The sequence below is a fragment of the Pseudomonas sp. 910_23 genome, from assembly GCF_052850795.1.
In genome coordinates this window covers 189,034-206,118 of the sequence record NZ_VXCZ01000008.1, presented here as the reverse complement: position 1 = coordinate 206,118, position 17,085 = coordinate 189,034, and the positions used below count along the sequence as shown (strand labels likewise).

The following is a 17,085-nucleotide window of genomic DNA, read 5'->3' as shown; positions in this document are numbered from 1 at the left end:
GTCTAGCGAGCTTGGAAGGGACTCAGGCGGCGGTGGGCCGTGCTGGGCAAGTCAAACTTAACAGAGATCACATCTATGCTTTTTTCCCGTAAGTCGGTTTCCAAGCGTCACCTGCTGCTGATCGCGGCCGGTTTCAGCACCGTGTTGACCGGTTGCGCTACGTCGCCTGCGTCCAAGGTCGCGTCGAGCACCAAGGTCGAGTACTACCCCAACTGCTACGAGCCGGTGCAGCACCTGCGTGCCACCGACTCGAACATGACCAAGTCGGTGGTGACCGGTGCCGCCATCGGCGCGGCCGGCGGTGCGTTGCTGGGCGCGCTGACCGGCGACAAGGAAAAACGTGGCCGTAATGCCGCCATCGGTGCTGCCGGTGGCGCCCTGGCCGGCGGCGCGGCGGGTTACTACACCGAACGTCAGAAGCAGATCGCCGATGACAACCAGCGCATCGCCTCCTATGCCGCTGACGTGAATAAAAGCGTCTCCGACATCGACCGCAGCACCGCCTACGCCAAGGCGTCGCAGCAGTGCTACCAGAGTGCGTTCACCAAGCTTGTGGCCGACCGCAAGGCCAAGACCGTCAACGATACCGAAGGTCGTAAGCGCCTGGCGGAAATCGTCTCAGGCTTGAAGGAATCCAATGATCTGATCGTCGCAGTCAACGGCAAAGCCAGCGAAGACTTGAACAACTACACTCAGGCTTACGAAAAAGACCTGCAGCAAGTCGGCGTGCAGCGTGCCGACGTGGTCACCGTGGCCCAGGCCGATGCGGCGCCTGTCGTGACGCCGACCAAGAAGAAAGGCGCGGGCACCAAGCCACCGAAAAAGCCGGTGCTGCCAACCGTGCCGAAAGAAGCGGTCACCACCGAGAAGACCTTGCAAACGGCCCAGGCCAAGCAAGCTGAAAGTAAGCAGGTTGCCAACGCGGGTGATTCCCAGCTCAAGCTCAACTGCACCAACCCGAACCTGGTTGACTGGGCGCCGGTACCTTGCCCTAACGTCTAAGCACTTGTTGCTATAAGCGTTAAACGCCAGCCGATCTGCGCCTAAAGCGCAAGATCGGTGGCGTTCTATTTGCAAATCGTTACACTGCTGCGGCCACTCCAATAAATACACCGAGGCCGTGTGCATGAAATTTCGTCTTCTCCTGTGGGTGCTTGGCCTGATGATGGGCAAAGCCAGCCGCACCAATCCCGCCTTCCAGCAGCAACTGGGTGACAAAGACCTGGCCTTCCAGCTGCAGACCCTCGACGGCAAGGTTGCCCGTCACTTCATTGTCAAAGACCAGCGCATCACCAGCCGTTCAGGTGTTCACCCTGAGCCTGCCTTTGCGATTGCTTTCAAGGATGCCGCCTACGGTTTTGCCACGATGCAGGCGAAGAACAAGCAACTGGCGTTCATGACGGGGATTCAGGACAAGTCGATTCAGATCAAGGGCAACCCGGCGCTGGTGATCTGGTTTCAAGGGCTGACCAAGTATTTGAAGCCGCGCAAAAAGACGGTACGTTAGTTACTGTTGACTGCCGGCGTGTTGAAGGCGCCGGGAGCGATATCAACTTTACGCCTTAATTGGGCCACAGAGCATTTTCTTCGCTCTCACTTCGTGGCCCCTGTTGAGTGCGCTTAATATCTTTTTCATCGTCCTGACGGCCGGTGTAGGAGACGTCTATTTTTTCCTGTTCATCGCCTGCCCATAAGGCTACGGTTTCAGTTTTACCCGCGTTTTCTGCAATATCGATATGTGTTGGCACTTCGGGGTTTACCAAGACGTATGCAGATTGTGATTCAATTTTAATGGTTGTAAAGGAGCGCGACCTTATTTTATCGTTTTCTCCTTGGGCTACTATCCACGTTGCTTGATCGTCAGAACGCTGGAGATTGCTCATCATGGTATTACTTCCTGAACCACCGACAAGGTGAGCTGAACCAGCTGGGCCACCATATAGCTTGTCATCGCCGTCTTGGCCATATAGCTCTCCTCCCCCCGCGCCGAGTATGCCTATATCTGCACCGTCCCCAAGATAGACTTGAGCATGCCCACTGCCTGTCTCCACCTGATCTTCACCCTCTCCGGTGTCAATATGCACATCCGTTTTGACGTCAGGGTCAACGATTACTGTATCTTTACCTCCGTAGGTTGTAATAAAGAGCTTAGCTTGGTTGCCATTGGGATTGGACTCATCAATATCAAGCTTGATGGCTACGCCATTCACAATGGCAGTTAACCGATCATCAATCTTTTTTATATAGACGAGGTCATCCGAGTTGCCTGTATTTATTTTTACTATCGAGGCAGGAGGGAAGCCGCGTTCATTAAAGGCCGCTCCTGGATCCTTGTGCGAAACGACAGTTGTTTGTCCATAATGACTTATTCTGATTTTATTATTGCTGGGTCCTCCAGTGTTTTCGGTTGATGAAGGCAGGGGGTAGGAAAGTTCACCAAGGTCAGGGCGTTGTGACGCGTCAAGGAACTGGCTAATCGGCATAGACATAATAAGAAGCTCTTCGTAGTTAAGTAGGACAAATTACTTGCCTATGCTGTGTGAGCCGAGTGAATGTTACAGTTCCATTTTGTATGTATCTAGATGTTCTGAGTCTGTGGTCGATGACATTAATTCCCACTGCCTCTGCCTGTCGCTCTGTAGTACGCGTTCATCGTTATCGGGACAAGCCGATCCAGATCAAGGGCAACCCGGCGCTGGCGATCTGGGTCCAGTGGTTGACCAAGTATTTGAAACTGAAAAAGAAGAAGTAGTGTTTCAGGTAGGCCGAGTTGAATTCATCGGGAGCAAGCCCCTCCCACATTTGTCGGCATTCCAAAGTTGGAATTCGGTTAAATGTGGGAGGGGGCTTGCTCCCGATAGCTGCCTGATAGCCTGCCTATTCAGCCCTGACTGAACTGGGAGGCCAGTTCGCGCAACAGCACTTCTGCGTCCAGCACTTTACTAACGACTTCTCCCGCCTTTTCCCGGCTCAGGCCCAAGCGCTCCAGCAGTGCATCCGGGATTGCCTCGTCCGGCCCGGAACCGATGCCCCGGCTGCGCAGCAGGCGCACGGCCAGGCACACCAGGTTCGGGTACTCAGCGTATTGGCCGTCGTATGTCGGGTCATGCTGGAAGCGCAGGGCCGTGGACAACTCATCCGGCATGTCCCAGTAGCGCATCAGCCACGCACCGATCTGCTCGCGGCTGATCCCCAGCAAATGTTGCTCGACATAGCTGTGGCACAGGTGAGGGTTGACCTCCAGGTGTCGGCAGATCAGCGAGAAATGCGGTGGGAACACATGGGCCAGCAGCAGGTAGCCGAAGTTGTGCAACAGCCCGGCCAGGTAGGTCAGGCCGGCTTCCGGGCGCTGGGCACGGGGCATGGCGCGGGTCAGCCCCTCGATCACGGCAGCGGTGTAGATCGACTGATGCCAGTACGGGGTGGACTGATGCGGACGGTCTTTGGGCAGGCTCAGGGTTTTGCCCAGTGCCAGGCCGAGCGCCAGGTTGATCACCAGATCGAAGCCCAGTACGCGCACGATGGCGTCTTCGACTGAACGGATCTTGCCCGGCGAGGCGTAGTAGGGCGACGCGGCCCAACTCACCACCTGGGCGGCCAGCGCCGGGTCGGTTTCCACCACGCCGGTGATGTCATCGATGGTGGCGTTGGGATCTACGCGCAGCTTGATGATCTTTTGCGCCGTGTCGGCCAGCGGTGGAATCTCGATGGTCGCTTCCAGGCGTTGCTGAATGCGGCGGGCTGTGAACGCCTGCATCGCCTGGGTGATTTCCTCGCGGTCATCATTGGGGCGGTCCAGGTTCGGGCGAATGTTGCTCAATGGCTCGCCGAACTGGGCGGCACTGGCCTTGGTGAGCAGGCTCTTGAAGGCGTCACTGGGGATTTCCAGCAACAACCCGGCTTCGCCCGAATGCACCAGCAGGCTCGGCTCGTTGAGCAGGCTGCCTTCATACAGGCAAGGTGAACTGGTGAGCGGCGGCAGCCCGGGCAGCAGGCTCAGGTCATGCTTGCCAAGCATACGCTCGACCCGCTCCGGGGCTACGGCCGTGAGACGGCGACCAGTGAGTTCGGTGAGGCGGTTGAGGTCAAGCAACTGGCTTTGAGGGAACAGCACCATGAGTGCACCGACCGCATCCTCAAGCAACACCGCCTGGACCTTTCGCGCAGGGTTCAGGCCCGCGTGTTCGGCGACTTCCGTGTAGGGGACGGCGAGCTTTGCGAGCAGCGCCCGAATGACCGGCGGGGCGGTCAGTGGGGCTGTGGCGAGGGCAACTTCTGACATGGCCTGATCCAATTTCTTACAGTCATTGGAGTATAACCAGCTTGATACGGGTGATGGTCGGATAAGTGCGTCGGGCGTCACACTTGGCCGTATTGCTGCCCGTGCCGCAGCCAGCGATCCAGCAGCGGGCTGACATGTTCGGGCCAGCGTTCCAACAAGGCTTGCGCGGCGTCGCGCACAGCAGGCAACAAGTCGGCGTCACGCATCAGGTCAGCGACCTTGAATTGCAGCAGACCGGTCTGGCGTGTGCCGAGCATTTCACCCGGGCCGCGCAGTTCGAGGTCTTTTTCGGCGATGACAAACCCGTCGTTGGTTTCGCGCATGATGCCCAGGCGCTGGCGGCCGATCTGCGACAGCGGCGGGTGATACAACAGCACGCAATGGCTGGCAGCGCTGCCCCGGCCGACCCGGCCGCGCAATTGGTGCAGTTGCGCCAGGCCCAGGCGTTCGGGGTTTTCGATGATCATCAGGCTGGCGTTGGGCACGTCCACGCCCACTTCGATCACCGTGGTAGCCACCAGCAATTGCAGGTTGCCGGCCTTGAACTCGGCCATCACTGCGGCTTTCTCTGCCGGTTTCATGCGGCCATGGATCAGCCCGACCTTGAGTTCGCCCAGGGCGCTGGTGAGGTCTTCGTAAGTGGTTTCGGCGGCTTGGCAGGTCAGCTCTTCGGACTCTTCAATCAAGGTACAGACCCAGTACGCCTGCCGGCCTTCGGCGCAGGCGCCGCGCACGCGCTCGATCACCTCCACGCGCCTGGTGTCGGTGACCAGCACGGTGTTGACCGGCGTACGCCCGGGCGGCAATTCATCGAGGATCGAGGTGTCGAGGTCGGCGTAGGCGCTCATGGCCAGGGTGCGCGGGATCGGGGTGGCGGTCATGATCAACTGGTGCGGGTTCATGCGCCCGCCCACGCCTTTCTGGCGCAGGGCCAGGCGCTGTTGCACGCCGAAGCGATGCTGCTCGTCGATGATCACCAGTGCGAGGTTCTTGAACTGCACTTCGTCCTGGAACAGCGCATGGGTGCCTACCACCATCGGCGCGCCGGCAGCGATTTGCTCCAGGGCGCTCGCACGGTTCTTGCCTTTGAGCTTGCCGGCCAGCCACGCCACTTCCAGGCCCAGCGGCTCGAGCCAGCGCTTGAAGGTGATGAAGTGTTGTTCGGCGAGAATTTCTGTCGGCGCCATCAGCGCGACTTGGTAACCCGCCTCCAGTGCTTGCAAGGCGGCGAGGGCGGCGACCACGGTTTTGCCTGCGCCCACGTCGCCCTGGATCAGGCGCAGCATGGGTTCTTGCTGGCTGAGGTCGTAGGCGATCTCATTGCCCACGCGCTGCTGTGCTCGGGTCGGCGCAAAGCCGAGGTTGGCCAGGTATTGCGCGGGCAGCCGCGTAGCCTTGGGCATCGCCGGCGCACGCAGGGAACGCATGCTTTCACGCAGGCGCTGCTGGGACAGTTGGTGGGTCAACAGCTCTTCGAAGGCCAGGCGATGCTGGGCCCAGTGATGGCCGAGGGCGAGTTCGTCCACATCGGCATCGGCGGGCGGGTGATGCAGGTAGCGGATCGCATCGGCCAGGGGCGCCAGTTGATAGTCGCGGGCCAGCTCCAGGGGCAGCCAGTCGGGCAGGCTTTGCGGGCCGAGCATGGTCAGGGTTTGCATGCACAGTTGGCGCAGGCGTTGCTGGGTCAGGCCCTCGGTCAGCGGGTAGATCGGCGTGAGGGTGGTGTCCACCGGTGGCGGTTCGTCGCCGGTGATGGCGCGGTATTCCGGGTGGTAGATCTCCAGGCCCGATGCACCGGGACGTGCCTCACCGTAGCAGCGCACACGGGTGCCACGCTTGAGGCCTTCTTTCTGCGCGTTGCTGAAATGGTAGAAGCGCAGGCTCAAGCCGCCAGTACCATCCTGCAGGCGCACCACCAGGCTGCGGCGCTTGCCCATCACCACGTCAGCGCCGCTGACAGTGCCTTCGACCACCGCATCCTGGCCTGGGCGCAAATGGCCGATGGGCACGACGCGGGTGCGGTCCTGATAACGCAGGGGCAAGTGGAACAGCACGTCCTGGAGGTTTTCCAGGCCGACCTTGGCCAACTTCTCGGCCATGGCGTCACCGACACCCTTGAGTGCCGTCACCGACACCTGCGACAGCTCAGTCATACGGTTGCTTAGCTCGCAGCGGGCGGCTTGGCCACCGAACACAGGCGGATCGAGTCGGCGAGGATCTCAATTGCCTTGGGGCGTGGGAAGCTGGCGCGCCAGGCGATCGCCACGGTACGGAACGGCACCGGAGGCGTGAGTGGGCGAACTTCGATCACGCCTTGAGCGTAGTGATGGCTGTCCACCGCTGACAGCGGCAGGATCGAAATACCCAGGCCGGAAGCGACCATATGGCGAATGGTTTCCAGGGAGCTGGATTCCACCGTGGTGTGCTTGGCGCCGTCGTTGCCCTTGGTCAGGGTCGGGCAGGCTTCCAGTACCTGGTCGCGGAAGCAGTGGCCTTCGCCGAGCAGCAGCAGGCTCTTGTCGTTGAGCAGGCCGGCATCGATGGTGTCCTTTTTGGTCCACGGGTGCGAGGCCGGCATCAGCACGTAGAACGGCTCGTCGTAGAGCGGCAGGGTCAGCACGTCCGCCTCGTTGAACGGCAGGGCGATGATGATCGCGTCCAACTCGCCGTTGCGCAGTTTGTCGCGCAGCACGTGAGTGAAGTTTTCTTCGATATACAGCGGCATCTGCGGCGCGACGCGGTGCAGTTGCGGGATCAGGTGCGGGAACAGGTAAGGGCCGACAGTGTAGATCGCGCCGACTTTGAGCGGTGCGGTCAGCTGGTTCTTGCCGGCCTGGGCCAGCTCGCGAATGCTTTGCGCCTGTTCCAGGACCTTCTGGGCCTGGGCAACGATGCCTTCGCCCACTGGGGTGAGGCGCACGGCGCTCTTGCTGCGCTCGAAAATCAGCACACCGAGTTCGTCTTCAAGCTTTTTCACGCCCACCGACAGCGTCGGCTGGCTGACGTGGCAACGCTCGGCGGCATGGCCGAAGTGCTGTTCTTGGGCGAGGGTCACGATGTAGCGTAATTCTGTAAGAGTCATAGCAGGCGTCCATGAAGTTGCGGGCCAAGCATACCGGCTGCAATCGATAGACGCACGTTATCAGAACTTTGCTGGGGATTGAGTGGGGAATGTCGGAAATTGTTGTCGCGGTGAAAGTCAGTGCGGGAGGGGGGCAAGCCCCTCCCACATTGCTCCGCTAGCGGCGACGTTTATCGATGTTGTAAACGAAGGGTGCGACCAGTTCGACACTGCCGTTTTTCAACAAGTCGGCTGGCGGTTTGGGCAAGGGTTGAGCCTTGCGGATCATCTCCAGAGTCGCGCGATCCAGGTCGGCGTTGCCGGAGCGGCCTTCCAGTTCGTAGGACAGTACATTGCCTTCGCTATCGACCACGAAACGCAAGCGGTTCATGCCTTCCTTGCCACGTTGCTGGGCGCCCGGCGGGTACTTCTTGTACTTCTGCAGGTGCGCCAGCAGGGTACTTTGCCAGGATGCCTGGGCAGCAAGCTGCTGTGCCGATGGCCCGGGCGCAGGCTGGGCGGATTTTTGCGCAGGCGCGTTGCTCGGCGGCGTTTCGCTTGGAGGCTCCTCGGAAGGTTTCTCCTTGGGCGGATCGGGCTTCTTCTCCACTGGCTTGGGCGGTTGCGGCTTGGGTTTGGGCTTGACCGGCTTGGGCACCTGGATCGTCGGTTTGGGCGCCTCGGCCAATTTCGGCAGCGGCAGCTCCTCAACTGGCGGCGGCGGTGGTGCCACGACCTTGGGCGGTGCCGGAGGCGGCGGTGGCGCTGGCAGCGGCGCCAGGTCGATGACCATCGCGGCAGGCGGTAACTGGATCACCTGCGGCGCGGACCATTGGAGCGCGATGATGATCGCGACGGCATGCACGCCCAGCACGACGGCGAGGCTGGTGCCGTAACGCGTCAGTTTGTGGCGCGTCGTGATCATTTCTTGGCTGCCGTCTCAAGTCCGACCAGGCCTACCTTGAGGTAGCCGGCTGCCCGCAGGGCATCCATCACACTCATCAGGTCGCCGTAGTCCACGCCCTTGTCGGCCTGGAAGAAGATTGTCGTGTCTTTCTTGCCCTGGGTCTTGGCGTCGAGCACCGGCCCCAGGGTTTCAGCCTTGACTTCTTCTTCGCCCAGGAACAGGCGTTGGTCCGCCTTGACGCTGAGGAAAATCGGCTTCTCCGGCCGCGGCGCCGGCTTGGCGCTGGAGGCGGGCAGGTCAACCTTGATGTCCACGGTGGCCAACGGTGCAGCCACCATGAAGATGATCAGCAGCACCAGCATCACGTCGATAAACGGCGTAACGTTGATTTCGTGGTTCTCGACGAGTTCGTCGTCGCCTTGATTCAAATGCAGGCCCATGGCCGATTACCCCACTTTCACCATGTGCGGTTGCGAGCTGCGCTCGGTAGGCAGGTGATCGAGGTCACGGCTGACCAGCAGCAGGACTTCTGCCGACGCATCCGATACCTGAGCCTTGTAGCCGGCGATCGAACGGGCGAAGACGTTGTAGATCACCACCGCAGGGATCGCGGCAACCAGGCCCAGGGCAGTAGCCAGCAGGGCTTCGGCGATGCCGGGGGCAACGACGGCGAGGTTGGTGGTCTGGGTTTTGGCGATGCCGATGAAGCTGTTCATGATGCCCCATACGGTGCCGAACAGGCCGACAAACGGCGCGGTGGAACCGATGGTGGCGAGTACGCCGGTGCCGCTGCTCATGTTACGGCCGCAGGCGGCAACCAGGCGCTCCAGGCGGAAAGCCACGCGTTCCTTGATGCCTTCTTTTTCGCGGGTGTTGGCCGACAGGCGCATTTCTTCCAGCGCGTCGTGCACCAGGGTGTTGGCCAGGGTGCCTTTTTTGGTCGCGGTTTCGCTCGCTTCCTTGAGGGTAGTGGCTTTTTTCAGGTGGACGATTTCAGCGCGCAGACGACGCTTGGCGCCCAGCAGCTCGAAGCCTTTGGCAATCCAGATGGTCCAGGTGATGATCGAGGCGATGGCCAGGCCGATCATCACAGCCTTCACCACTACGTCGGCATTCTGGTACATGCCCCATGGCGACAGGTCATGGGCCATACCCAGGGTGTTGTCTTCTTCCAGCACAACGCCGGTTTCGTTGGCAGGTGCGGCGTCGCCCGTGGCCTGGGCCGGGTCGGTAGCCACTGGAGCAACGGCAGGTGTCGTCGGGGCCGCAGCATTCTGCTCGGTAGCCGCCGGAGTGGCGGGGGCGGTGGCATCAGCGAATGCGGCGGTCGGTGCCAGCAGGACGCTGAACAGCATCGCAGCAATCGCACGCCAGGCGCGGGATGGGCTGTGAGGCTTGGTTGGCGAAGCGGGGGTTGTATTACGTGTCATGCTGGCCGGACCTGAGAGAAAAAATGGGTGATCGTCCTTCCAGACCGAGGGGGGTCGAGGACAAATGGGTGGTTATTATTGCAAGTAATTCTTGTTAACTAAAGTGGCACTGTTACTTTATTTCGCTTTTCACTGGCCGTTGATCCACTCGCGCGGCTAATCTGCGCCTTTGAGAATGGAGTTTTATGATGTCTGCGCCTTCTGTTGTGATTGCCGGTTGCGGTGATGTGGGTAGTCGGCTGGCTAGCCAATTGCTGGCCTCGGAATGGGAGGTCCACGGCCTGCGCCGCGATATTTCACGCCTGCCCGACGGCGTGATCGGCATCGCTGGCGATCTGTTCAAAAAGGATTGCCCGGACACCTGGCCGATCGGCGGGGTGGATTATCTGGTGTACTGCGCCGCTGCCACCGACCACGACGAGGCCGGCTATCGCGCCGCCTACGTGCAAGGGTTGCAGCATGTATTGGAGTGGCTGGACGACTATGGCCAGACGCCCAAGCATTTGCTGTTTGTCTCCAGCAGCAGTGTGTATGGGCAGCAGAACGGCGAGTGGGTCGACGAAACGTCAGAGACGCAAGCGAAGGGTTATTCCGGGCAGGTGATGCTGGAAGCTGAGCAAGTGGCGCTCAATAGTGGTATTCCGGCCACCATCGTGCGGCTGACCGGGATTTACGGCCCGGGTCGTGAATGGCTGCTGACCCAGGTGCGTCAAGGCTACCGCGTAGCGGTTGATCCGCCGCTGTATGGCAATCGTATTCACGCTGATGATGCGGCCGGGCTGCTGGCGTTTTTACTGCGGCACGTAGAGCAGGGCGGTACATTGGACAAAGTCTACATCGGTGTCGACGATGCGCCGGCGCCATTGGCCGAGGTGGTGGGCTGGTTGCGCGAGTACCTGGGTGTGACCGAATGGGCTGATGACGCCAGTGTGCGGCGTGCGGGTAGCAAGCAGTGCAGTAATGCGCGTATCAAGGCGTTGGGCTGGGTGCCGACTTACCCGACTTACCGGGAAGGCTATGCCGCCATCCTGAAAGGCTGACACACGGTCAAAAATGTGGAGGGGGCTTGCTCCCGATAGCGGTGAGTCAGCCAAGGAATATTGACTGATGTGATGCTATCGGGAGCAAGCCCCCTCCCACCTTTAGATCCAGGTGAGGCTGTTATTACTTTTCAAGCAGCCATTGGCGCGGGCCTGGGGTAAACGAAGGCACTTCATCGGCCTGGGAGGTGTTGATCGCCTGGAAGATTTCCAGTTGCTCACCCTTGCGTACGAAGATCCATGGGTTGCCCTGGCCGTTCAGTTGCAGCCAGATGCTGTCGTAGCCGCCGCTCATGGAGGCGCAATCACCCGCCAGGCACAGTGAGTAACGGTCAACGCCAGGCAGACCGGCGATCTTGCCGTCAGCCTGGAACTGCACTGTGGCGCCGTTGCCGGTGCCGTCGGTTATCTTCCAGTCGCCGCCCATGTAGGCCGCATACAGCGCCCGTTCGAAGTTGGCACCCAGTGGTGCGCCTTCGGGGGCCGGGTCTTTGGCGCGGGCGAACAGCTGCTCTGGCTCATTGTCGTTGGCCACTTGCAGCAATTGTTTGCCTTTGCGCTTGAGTTCGGTGGCGGAGCTGCCGTAGAAGTCCACGCTCCACGCGCCGGGTTTTTCACCCGACAACTTGCCTTCCGCTACTTCAAAACCGTTGTAGTAGCGCGCCTGCAACGCCTTGGTGTTGACCTCCCACTCAAGGTTGGGGCCATAGGATTGCAGGGCTTCACGCAAAGGGCCGCCCTTGGCTGCCGCGTCGATGGCGGCCTGGTTGATCCAGGTACCGCTTACGTCCAGATCGGCCGGGTTGCTGGCACAGCCGCCCAGCAACAGTGCGAGCAACGAAGAGGCTACAAGCGCTTTGCGCATTACGAAATCCTTATGAAACGAAGCCGGCGCAGCCTTTTGGGGCTGCGCCGGGTGTTTTACTCGATGACCAGAATGGCGTCCATCTCAACCTGTGCGCCCTTTGGCAGGGCGGCAACGCCGATGGCGGCGCGGGCTGGGTAGGGTTGTTCGAAGTACTTGCCCATGATCTCGTTGACCTTGGCAAAATGGCTCAGGTCGGTGAGGAAGATGTTCAGCTTGACGATGTCCTTGAACGAACCACCGGCAGCTTCAGCCACGGACTTGAGGTTTTCGAAGACTTGTACGGTCTGGGCTTCGAAGCCTTCAACCAGTTCCATGGTCTTTGGGTCCAGCGGAATCTGGCCGGACATGTAGACGGTGTTGCCCGCCTTGATCGCCTGGGAGTAGGTGCCGATGGCGGCTGGGGCTTTATCGCTGGTGATAACTGTCTTGGTCATGAATGACTCCTTGTAATGGATCGGTTATGCACGCATACGGGTGATGCGGATCACACCGGTCAAGGCGCGCAGTTTCTTGATCACGCGGGCCAGGTGCACGCGGTCGTGCACACTGACCACCAGTTGGACCACGCTGATGCGACCATCACGTTCGTCCATGCTGATTTTCTCGATATTGCCATCGGCCGCGTTGACGCTGCTGGCCAGCAGGGCGATCAGGCCGCGCTGGTGTTCCAGCTCCACCCGCAACTCGACGTTGAATTCGCCGGTGACATCCTTGGCCCACGAGAGCTGGATGCATTTTTCCGGGTTGTGGCGGATTTCGGTGATATTGCGGCAGTTGTCCAGGTGCACCACCATGCCCTTGCCCGCGGACAGGTGGCCGACAATCGGGTCGCCCGGAATCGGTGTGCAACATTTTGCGTAACTGAGCACCAGACCCTCGGTGCCGCGAATCGCCAGCGGGCCTTCCGGGCTCGGCAGCTGTTCGCCTTCGCCCAGCAAGCGACGGGCGACCACGTAGGCCATGCGGTTGCCCAGGCCGATATCTTCGAGCAAGTCTTCGACGGTTTCCTGGCGATACTCATGAAGCATCGCCTGCACGCGCTCTTGCGCAATCTTGTCCAGGGCGCTGTCGAAGCCGTTGAGCACCTTGTTCAGCAGGCGCTCGCCCAGGCTGATGGACTCGGAGCGACGCTGCAGTTTCAGGGCGTGGCGAATATGCGTACGGGCCTTGCCGGTGACCACGAAGTTCAGCCATGCCGGGTTGGGGCGTGCGCCTGGAGCACTGACGATCTCGACCGTGGAGCCGCTTTGCAGGGGCTCGGACAGCGGCGCGAGACGACGATTGATCCGACAGGCAATGCAGCTGTTGCCGACGTCGGTGTGTACCGCGTAGGCGAAGTCGACCGCCGTGGAGCCCTTGGGCAGCTCCATGATCCGGCCCTTGGGCGTGAACACGTAGACCTCGTCCGGGAACAGGTCGATCTTCACGCTTTCGATGAATTCCAGTGAGTTGCCGGCACGTTGCTGCATTTCCAGCACGCCCTTGACCCACTGGCGGGCGCGGGCATGGGTGCCTTTGGGCTGCTCGTCGCCACTGGACTTGTACAGCCAATGGGCGGCAATGCCGTTGTTGGCCATCTCTTCCATTTCGCGGGTACGGATCTGAATCTCGATCGGCACGCCATGCATACCGAACAGCGTGGTATGCAGCGACTGATAGCCGTTGGCCTTGGGGATCGCGATGTAGTCCTTGAAGCGGCCCGGCAAGGGTTTGTACAAATTATGTACAGCGCCCAGCACGCGGTAGCAGGTATCGACCTTGTCGACGATGATCCGGAACGCGTACACGTCCATGATCTCGTTGAAGGCCCGGCGCTTGCCGCGCATCTTCTTGTAGATGCCGTAGATGTGCTTCTGGCGGCCACTGACCTCGCCTTCGATCTCGTCGATCGCCAGGCAATGGCTCAGGGATTCTTCGATCTTGTTGACGATTTCCTTGCGATTGCCCCGGGCGCGTTTGACCGCCTGGTAGATGCGCGCCGAACGCATCGGGTGCATGGCTTTGAAACCAAGGTCTTCGAATTCGATACGAATAGCGTGCATGCCCAGCCGGTTGGCGATGGGAGCGTAGATTTCCAGGGTTTCCTTGGCGATGCGCCGACGCTTTTCGCCGGACAGCACTTCCAGCGTGCGCATGTTGTGCAGCCGGTCGGCCAGCTTGACCAGGATCACCCGAATGTCTCGGGCCATGGCCATGGCCATCTTCTGGAAGTTTTCCGCCTGGGCTTCGGCCTTGGTCTCGAAGTTCATCTGGGTCAGTTTGCTGACCCCGTCGACCAGTTCGGCCACGGTTTCGCCAAACTGCGCACTGAGCGCTTCCTTGGCAATGCCGGTGTCTTCGATCACGTCATGCAGCATCGCGGCCATCAGGCTCTGATGGTCCATGTGCATGTCGGCCAGGATATTTGCCACCGCAAGGGGATGGGTGACGTACGCCTCACCGCTACGTCGGCGTTGGCCGTCGTGGGCTTGTTCGGCGTAGAAATACGCTCGGCGGACCAGGTTGACCTGGTCGGGGCCGAGGTAGGCCGATAAGCGATCGGCGAGGGCGTCTATGCTCGGCAAAGTGTGAACTCCTGCCGATGACTGTGACCCTGCGCCGTGCTACGTCGACCTGGCATAGGCTTAGACGGCCTCGTTGGACTCGTCCTCGAACGCTGCAAACAGCGGTTCGTCTTCAACGATTTCGGCGTTGGCAATGAACTCGTAGCTCATCAGGCCTTCAGCGATTTCACGCAGGGCTACAACGGTAGGCTTGTCGTTTTCCCACTGGACCAGGGGCTCTTTGCCGCCAGTGGCCAGTTGACGGGCACGCTTGGTAGAGAGCATGACCAGCTCAAAGCGGTTATCCACGTGTTCTAGGCAGTCTTCAACGGTTACGCGGGCCATGGTATTCCTCGGAGCGAATGCAAGATGCGCGCTGCCCGGTTGGGCGAGCGGACTGAGCAGTTTAAAAAATCACCAGCGTTTAGGGAAGCGCTGATTTTTCGCAGGTTCTCGCAAAACCGCTACAAGTGCCAATGTAAGGCCCTTGCAGCGGTTTTGGGAAGAGCCAATCAGCCGAGCAGTTCGGCGAGTAATTTGCCGAAACGCTGCTGTTGACGCTTTTGCTGGAGCTGATTGGCCCGGAAAATCGCCTTCAAATCATCCAGGGCGTGGGCAAAATCGTCATTGATGATCAGGTAGTCGTAGTCGACATAGTGGCTCATTTCGCTGACGGCTTCACGCATACGCCCTTCGATGATCTCGTCGCTGTCCTGGCCACGGTTGGTCAGGCGCTGGTGCAAGGCTTCAAGCGACGGCGGCAGGATAAAGATCGAGCGTGCCTTGGGCATCAATTGGCGCACTTGCTCGGCGCCCTGCCAATCGATTTCCAGAATCAGGTCGTGGCCTTCGTCCAGGGTCTGCTGCAGATGACTTTGGGAGGTGCCGTAGAGGTTGCCGAAGACTTCGGCGCGCTCCAGGAAGTCGCCGTGTTCGATCATCTTGACGAATTCGGTACGCTCGACGAAGTGATAGTGCACGCCGTTCACTTCGCCCGGGCGCATGGCGCGGGTGGTGTGCGACACCGAAATGCGGATCTGCTCGTCAGCGTCGGTCAAGGCTTTGACCAGGCTGCTTTTGCCCGCGCCCGAAGGGGCGGAAATGATGTAAAGGGTGCCGGTGCTGTGGGTCATGGAGGTTGCCTTACTCAATATTCTGTACTTGTTCGCGCATTTGCTCGATCAACACTTTGAGGTTGACCGCCGCCGTGGTGCTGCGCGGATCGAACGCCTTGGAGCCCAGTGTATTGGCTTCGCGGTTGAGTTCCTGCATCAGGAAGTCCAGGCGCCGACCGGCGGCACCGCCGGATTTGAGCACGCGGCGTACTTCAAGAATGTGGGTGCTCAGGCGGTCGAGCTCTTCAGCCACGTCGCTTTTCTGGGCAAGCAGGACCATTTCCTGTTCCAGGCGTGTCGGGTCAAGGTCGGCTTTCATGTCGGTGAAGCGGTCGAGGATCTTCTGGCGTTGGGTGGCAAGCATCTGCGGCACCAGTTCGCGCAGGGTGACCACATCGGCTTCGATCGATGTCAGACGCTCGTTGATCAGGCGCGCCAGTTCAGCGCCTTCGCGCTCACGGCCGGCCTTGAGCTCCTTCAGGCCCTGGTTGAACAGCGCGAGGGCTTCGGCGTTCAGGGCCTGCGGGTCGGTTGCGTCGCCCACCAGTACGCCGGGCCAGGCCAGGACTTCCAGAGGGTTCAGCGCGGCCGGTTGCTTGATCAGGCCGGCGATGGTTTCGGCGGCGGCAACCAGTTGTGCGGCGCGGTCGCGGTCCAGCTGCAGTGGTTTACCGGTGGTTTCTTCGGTAAAACGCAGGGTGCATTCCAGCTTGCCACGGGAAATGCCCTGGCGCAGCGCTTCACGGACGGCGCCTTCGAGGTCGCGGAACGACTCGGGCAGGCGCAGGTGTGGCTCCAGGTAACGGCTGTTGACCGAGCGCAATTCCCAGCTGAGGGTGCCTTGAGCCCCGGCTTTTTCGACACGGGCGAAGGCGGTCATGCTGTGCACCATGGAGGTACCTCGTGTTGGATAGATAGAGATTGGCTAGGCCGACCTGTAGGAGCGAGTAAGCCCGCTCCTACAGTCGAGAGGCGCAGGATTGTAGCGCAGTGCGCAGGAGGCGCCCAAACATGCGCATTCGTAACCGAATTTTTAGAAGTGCCCCGAATCGGCTCGCGGCTCTATAATGCTCGGCAGTTTTTCGTCCTCAGTACAGGTATCCCCTATGAAACGTCCAAGTGGTCGCGCTGCCGATCAGCTCCGCTCGATCCGCATCACCCGCAACTACACCAAACACGCCGAGGGATCCGTACTGGTCGAGTTTGGCGATACCAAGGTGATTTGCACCGTCAGCGTCGAAAACGGCGTGCCGCGCTTCCTCAAGGGCCAGGGCCAGGGCTGGCTGACCGCCGAGTACGGCATGTTGCCGCGCGCCACCGGTGAGCGTAACCAGCGTGAAGCCAGCCGTGGCAAGCAAGGCGGGCGTACCCTGGAAATCCAGCGCCTGATCGGCCGTTCCTTGCGTGCCGCGCTGGACATGTCCAAGTTGGGCGACGTGACCCTGTACGTCGACTGCGACGTGATCCAGGCTGATGGCGGTACCCGTACTGCATCCATCACCGGCGCCATGGTGGCCCTGGTCGACGCATTGAAAGTGATCAAGAAACGTGGTGGCCTCAAAGCGGGTGACCCGCTCAAACAGATGATCGCAGCTGTATCGGTCGGCATGTACCAGGGCGAGCCTGTGCTGGACCTGGATTACCTGGAAGACTCGGCCGCCGAGACCGATCTGAACGTGGTCATGACCAGCACCGGTGGTTTCATCGAAGTGCAGGGCACCGCCGAAGGCGCGCCATTCCAGCCGGCTGAGCTGAACGCGATGCTGGCCCTGGCCCAGAAGGGCATGACCGAAATCTTTGCACTGCAAACCGCTGCACTCGCTGACTAAGCCCGCCCCA

At 60.5% G+C, this 17,085-nt stretch carries 17 protein-coding genes and 1 pseudogene; 5 read left to right on the top strand and 13 right to left on the bottom strand.

Going from position 1 to position 17,085, the window contains the following annotated elements:
- Nucleotides 1-75: 75 nt before the first annotated feature.
- Both tagQ and FW800_RS12540 read left to right on the top strand, forming a co-directional pair.
- Complete coding sequence (gene tagQ, locus FW800_RS12545) at nucleotides 76-1,002, top strand: type VI secretion system-associated lipoprotein TagQ (protein ID WP_032878708.1); 927 nt, start codon at nucleotides 76-78, stop codon at nucleotides 1,000-1,002.
- A 124-nt stretch (nucleotides 1,003-1,126) separates the two neighbouring features.
- Nucleotides 1,127-1,507 carry a helicase gene (locus FW800_RS12540; RefSeq protein WP_446437739.1) on the top strand — a complete coding sequence of 127 codons (381 nt, stop codon included), beginning with the start codon at nucleotides 1,127-1,129 and terminating at the stop codon, nucleotides 1,505-1,507.
- 55 nt (nucleotides 1,508-1,562) lie between these two features.
- On the opposite strand, the gene FW800_RS12535 is transcribed toward FW800_RS12540, so the two are convergent.
- Nucleotides 1,563-2,489 (bottom strand): hypothetical protein, encoded by a 927-nt coding sequence (locus FW800_RS12535; protein WP_446437738.1) that lies wholly within the window; start codon nucleotides 2,487-2,489, stop codon nucleotides 1,563-1,565.
- Nucleotides 2,490-2,659: 170 nt separating this feature from the next.
- Between FW800_RS12535 and FW800_RS12530 the strand changes: the two are divergent.
- Nucleotides 2,660-2,752: pseudogene (locus tag FW800_RS12530) on the top strand (helicase); the annotation flags it as partial.
- A 129-nt stretch (nucleotides 2,753-2,881) separates the two neighbouring features.
- On the opposite strand, the gene FW800_RS12525 reads toward FW800_RS12530, so the two are convergent.
- The 6 genes from FW800_RS12525 to exbB form a co-directional block, all read right to left on the bottom strand.
- Nucleotides 2,882-4,282, bottom strand: coding sequence for an aminoacyl-tRNA deacylase and HDOD domain-containing protein (locus FW800_RS12525; RefSeq protein WP_446437737.1), 1,401 nt, complete (start codon nucleotides 4,280-4,282; stop codon nucleotides 2,882-2,884).
- A gap of 77 nt (nucleotides 4,283-4,359) precedes the next feature.
- Entirely contained in the window at nucleotides 4,360-6,435 is a 2,076-nt protein-coding gene (recG, locus tag FW800_RS12520; RefSeq protein WP_446437736.1) for an ATP-dependent DNA helicase RecG, read from the bottom strand.
- 8 nt (nucleotides 6,436-6,443) lie between these two features.
- Nucleotides 6,444-7,364 (bottom strand): hydrogen peroxide-inducible genes activator, encoded by a 921-nt coding sequence (locus FW800_RS12515; protein WP_032878710.1) that lies wholly within the window; start codon nucleotides 7,362-7,364, stop codon nucleotides 6,444-6,446.
- A gap of 157 nt (nucleotides 7,365-7,521) precedes the next feature.
- Nucleotides 7,522-8,268, bottom strand: a complete 747-nt coding sequence (locus tag FW800_RS12510) for an energy transducer TonB family protein (protein WP_446437735.1) — start codon at nucleotides 8,266-8,268, stop codon at nucleotides 7,522-7,524.
- Nucleotides 8,265-8,690, bottom strand: coding sequence for a TonB system transport protein ExbD (gene exbD, locus FW800_RS12505; protein WP_003195519.1), 426 nt, complete (start codon nucleotides 8,688-8,690; stop codon nucleotides 8,265-8,267). Before exbD ends, FW800_RS12510 begins: the two co-directional genes overlap by 4 nt.
- Nucleotides 8,691-8,696: 6 nt before the next feature.
- On the bottom strand, nucleotides 8,697-9,680 hold the full coding sequence (gene exbB / locus FW800_RS12500; protein ID WP_446437734.1) for a tonB-system energizer ExbB: 984 nt from the start codon (nucleotides 9,678-9,680) through the stop codon (nucleotides 8,697-8,699).
- A 188-nt stretch (nucleotides 9,681-9,868) separates the two neighbouring features.
- On the opposite strand from exbB, the gene FW800_RS12495 reads away from it, so the two are divergent.
- The gene (locus FW800_RS12495; RefSeq protein WP_446437733.1) at nucleotides 9,869-10,720 is read left to right on the top strand and encodes an SDR family oxidoreductase; all 852 of its coding nucleotides are present in this window, start codon (nucleotides 9,869-9,871) and stop codon (nucleotides 10,718-10,720) included.
- A 124-nt stretch (nucleotides 10,721-10,844) separates the two neighbouring features.
- On the opposite strand, the gene FW800_RS12490 is transcribed toward FW800_RS12495, so the two are convergent.
- The 6 genes from FW800_RS12490 to FW800_RS12465 form a co-directional block, all read right to left on the bottom strand.
- Nucleotides 10,845-11,585 (bottom strand): hypothetical protein, encoded by a 741-nt coding sequence (locus FW800_RS12490; RefSeq protein WP_446437732.1) that lies wholly within the window; start codon nucleotides 11,583-11,585, stop codon nucleotides 10,845-10,847.
- Between the two features lie 56 nt (nucleotides 11,586-11,641).
- Nucleotides 11,642-12,022 carry a RidA family protein gene (locus FW800_RS12485; protein ID WP_003176922.1) on the bottom strand — a complete coding sequence of 127 codons (381 nt, stop codon included), beginning with the start codon at nucleotides 12,020-12,022 and terminating at the stop codon, nucleotides 11,642-11,644.
- A gap of 24 nt (nucleotides 12,023-12,046) precedes the next feature.
- Nucleotides 12,047-14,152, bottom strand: coding sequence for a bifunctional GTP diphosphokinase/guanosine-3',5'-bis pyrophosphate 3'-pyrophosphohydrolase (gene spoT / locus FW800_RS12480; protein ID WP_032878715.1), 2,106 nt, complete (start codon nucleotides 14,150-14,152; stop codon nucleotides 12,047-12,049).
- A 60-nt stretch (nucleotides 14,153-14,212) separates the two neighbouring features.
- Complete coding sequence (gene rpoZ, locus FW800_RS12475; RefSeq protein ID WP_003176920.1) at nucleotides 14,213-14,476, bottom strand: DNA-directed RNA polymerase subunit omega; 264 nt, start codon at nucleotides 14,474-14,476, stop codon at nucleotides 14,213-14,215.
- A gap of 167 nt (nucleotides 14,477-14,643) precedes the next feature.
- Nucleotides 14,644-15,264, bottom strand: a complete 621-nt coding sequence (gene gmk, locus FW800_RS12470) for a guanylate kinase (RefSeq protein WP_003213284.1) — start codon at nucleotides 15,262-15,264, stop codon at nucleotides 14,644-14,646.
- Between the two features lie 10 nt (nucleotides 15,265-15,274).
- Nucleotides 15,275-16,138, bottom strand: a complete 864-nt coding sequence (locus FW800_RS12465; protein WP_446437731.1) for a YicC/YloC family endoribonuclease — start codon at nucleotides 16,136-16,138, stop codon at nucleotides 15,275-15,277.
- Nucleotides 16,139-16,352: 214 nt separating this feature from the next.
- Between FW800_RS12465 and rph the strand changes: the two genes are divergently transcribed.
- Nucleotides 16,353-17,075 (top strand): ribonuclease PH, encoded by a 723-nt coding sequence (gene rph, locus FW800_RS12460; RefSeq protein WP_005792487.1) that lies wholly within the window; start codon nucleotides 16,353-16,355, stop codon nucleotides 17,073-17,075.
- The last annotated feature ends 10 nt before the right edge of the window (nucleotides 17,076-17,085 follow it).

What these genes read in the sequence shown, in the direction of transcription:
- tagQ (WP_032878708.1), top strand. Translation starts at nt 76, where the DNA reads ATGCTTTTTTCCCGTAAGTCGGTTTCCAAGCGTCACCTGCTGCTGATC.
- FW800_RS12540 (WP_446437739.1), top strand. Translation starts at nt 1,127, where the DNA reads ATGAAATTTCGTCTTCTCCTGTGGGTGCTTGGCCTGATGATGGGCAAA.
- FW800_RS12535 (WP_446437738.1), bottom strand. Translation starts at nt 2,489, where the DNA reads ATGTCTATGCCGATTAGCCAGTTCCTTGACGCGTCACAACGCCCTGAC.
- FW800_RS12525 (WP_446437737.1), bottom strand. Translation starts at nt 4,282, where the DNA reads ATGTCAGAAGTTGCCCTCGCCACAGCCCCACTGACCGCCCCGCCGGTC.
- recG (WP_446437736.1), bottom strand. Translation starts at nt 6,435, where the DNA reads ATGACTGAGCTGTCGCAGGTGTCGGTGACGGCACTCAAGGGTGTCGGT.
- FW800_RS12515 (WP_032878710.1), bottom strand. Translation starts at nt 7,364, where the DNA reads ATGACTCTTACAGAATTACGCTACATCGTGACCCTCGCCCAAGAACAG.
- FW800_RS12510 (WP_446437735.1), bottom strand. Translation starts at nt 8,268, where the DNA reads ATGATCACGACGCGCCACAAACTGACGCGTTACGGCACCAGCCTCGCC.
- exbD (WP_003195519.1), bottom strand. Translation starts at nt 8,690, where the DNA reads ATGGGCCTGCATTTGAATCAAGGCGACGACGAACTCGTCGAGAACCAC.
- exbB (WP_446437734.1), bottom strand. Translation starts at nt 9,680, where the DNA reads ATGACACGTAATACAACCCCCGCTTCGCCAACCAAGCCTCACAGCCCA.
- FW800_RS12495 (WP_446437733.1), top strand. Translation starts at nt 9,869, where the DNA reads ATGTCTGCGCCTTCTGTTGTGATTGCCGGTTGCGGTGATGTGGGTAGT.
- FW800_RS12490 (WP_446437732.1), bottom strand. Translation starts at nt 11,585, where the DNA reads ATGCGCAAAGCGCTTGTAGCCTCTTCGTTGCTCGCACTGTTGCTGGGC.
- FW800_RS12485 (WP_003176922.1), bottom strand. Translation starts at nt 12,022, where the DNA reads ATGACCAAGACAGTTATCACCAGCGATAAAGCCCCAGCCGCCATCGGC.
- rpoZ (WP_003176920.1), bottom strand. Translation starts at nt 14,476, where the DNA reads ATGGCCCGCGTAACCGTTGAAGACTGCCTAGAACACGTGGATAACCGC.
- gmk (WP_003213284.1), bottom strand. Translation starts at nt 15,264, where the DNA reads ATGACCCACAGCACCGGCACCCTTTACATCATTTCCGCCCCTTCGGGC.
- FW800_RS12465 (WP_446437731.1), bottom strand. Translation starts at nt 16,138, where the DNA reads ATGGTGCACAGCATGACCGCCTTCGCCCGTGTCGAAAAAGCCGGGGCT.
- rph (WP_005792487.1), top strand. Translation starts at nt 16,353, where the DNA reads ATGAAACGTCCAAGTGGTCGCGCTGCCGATCAGCTCCGCTCGATCCGC.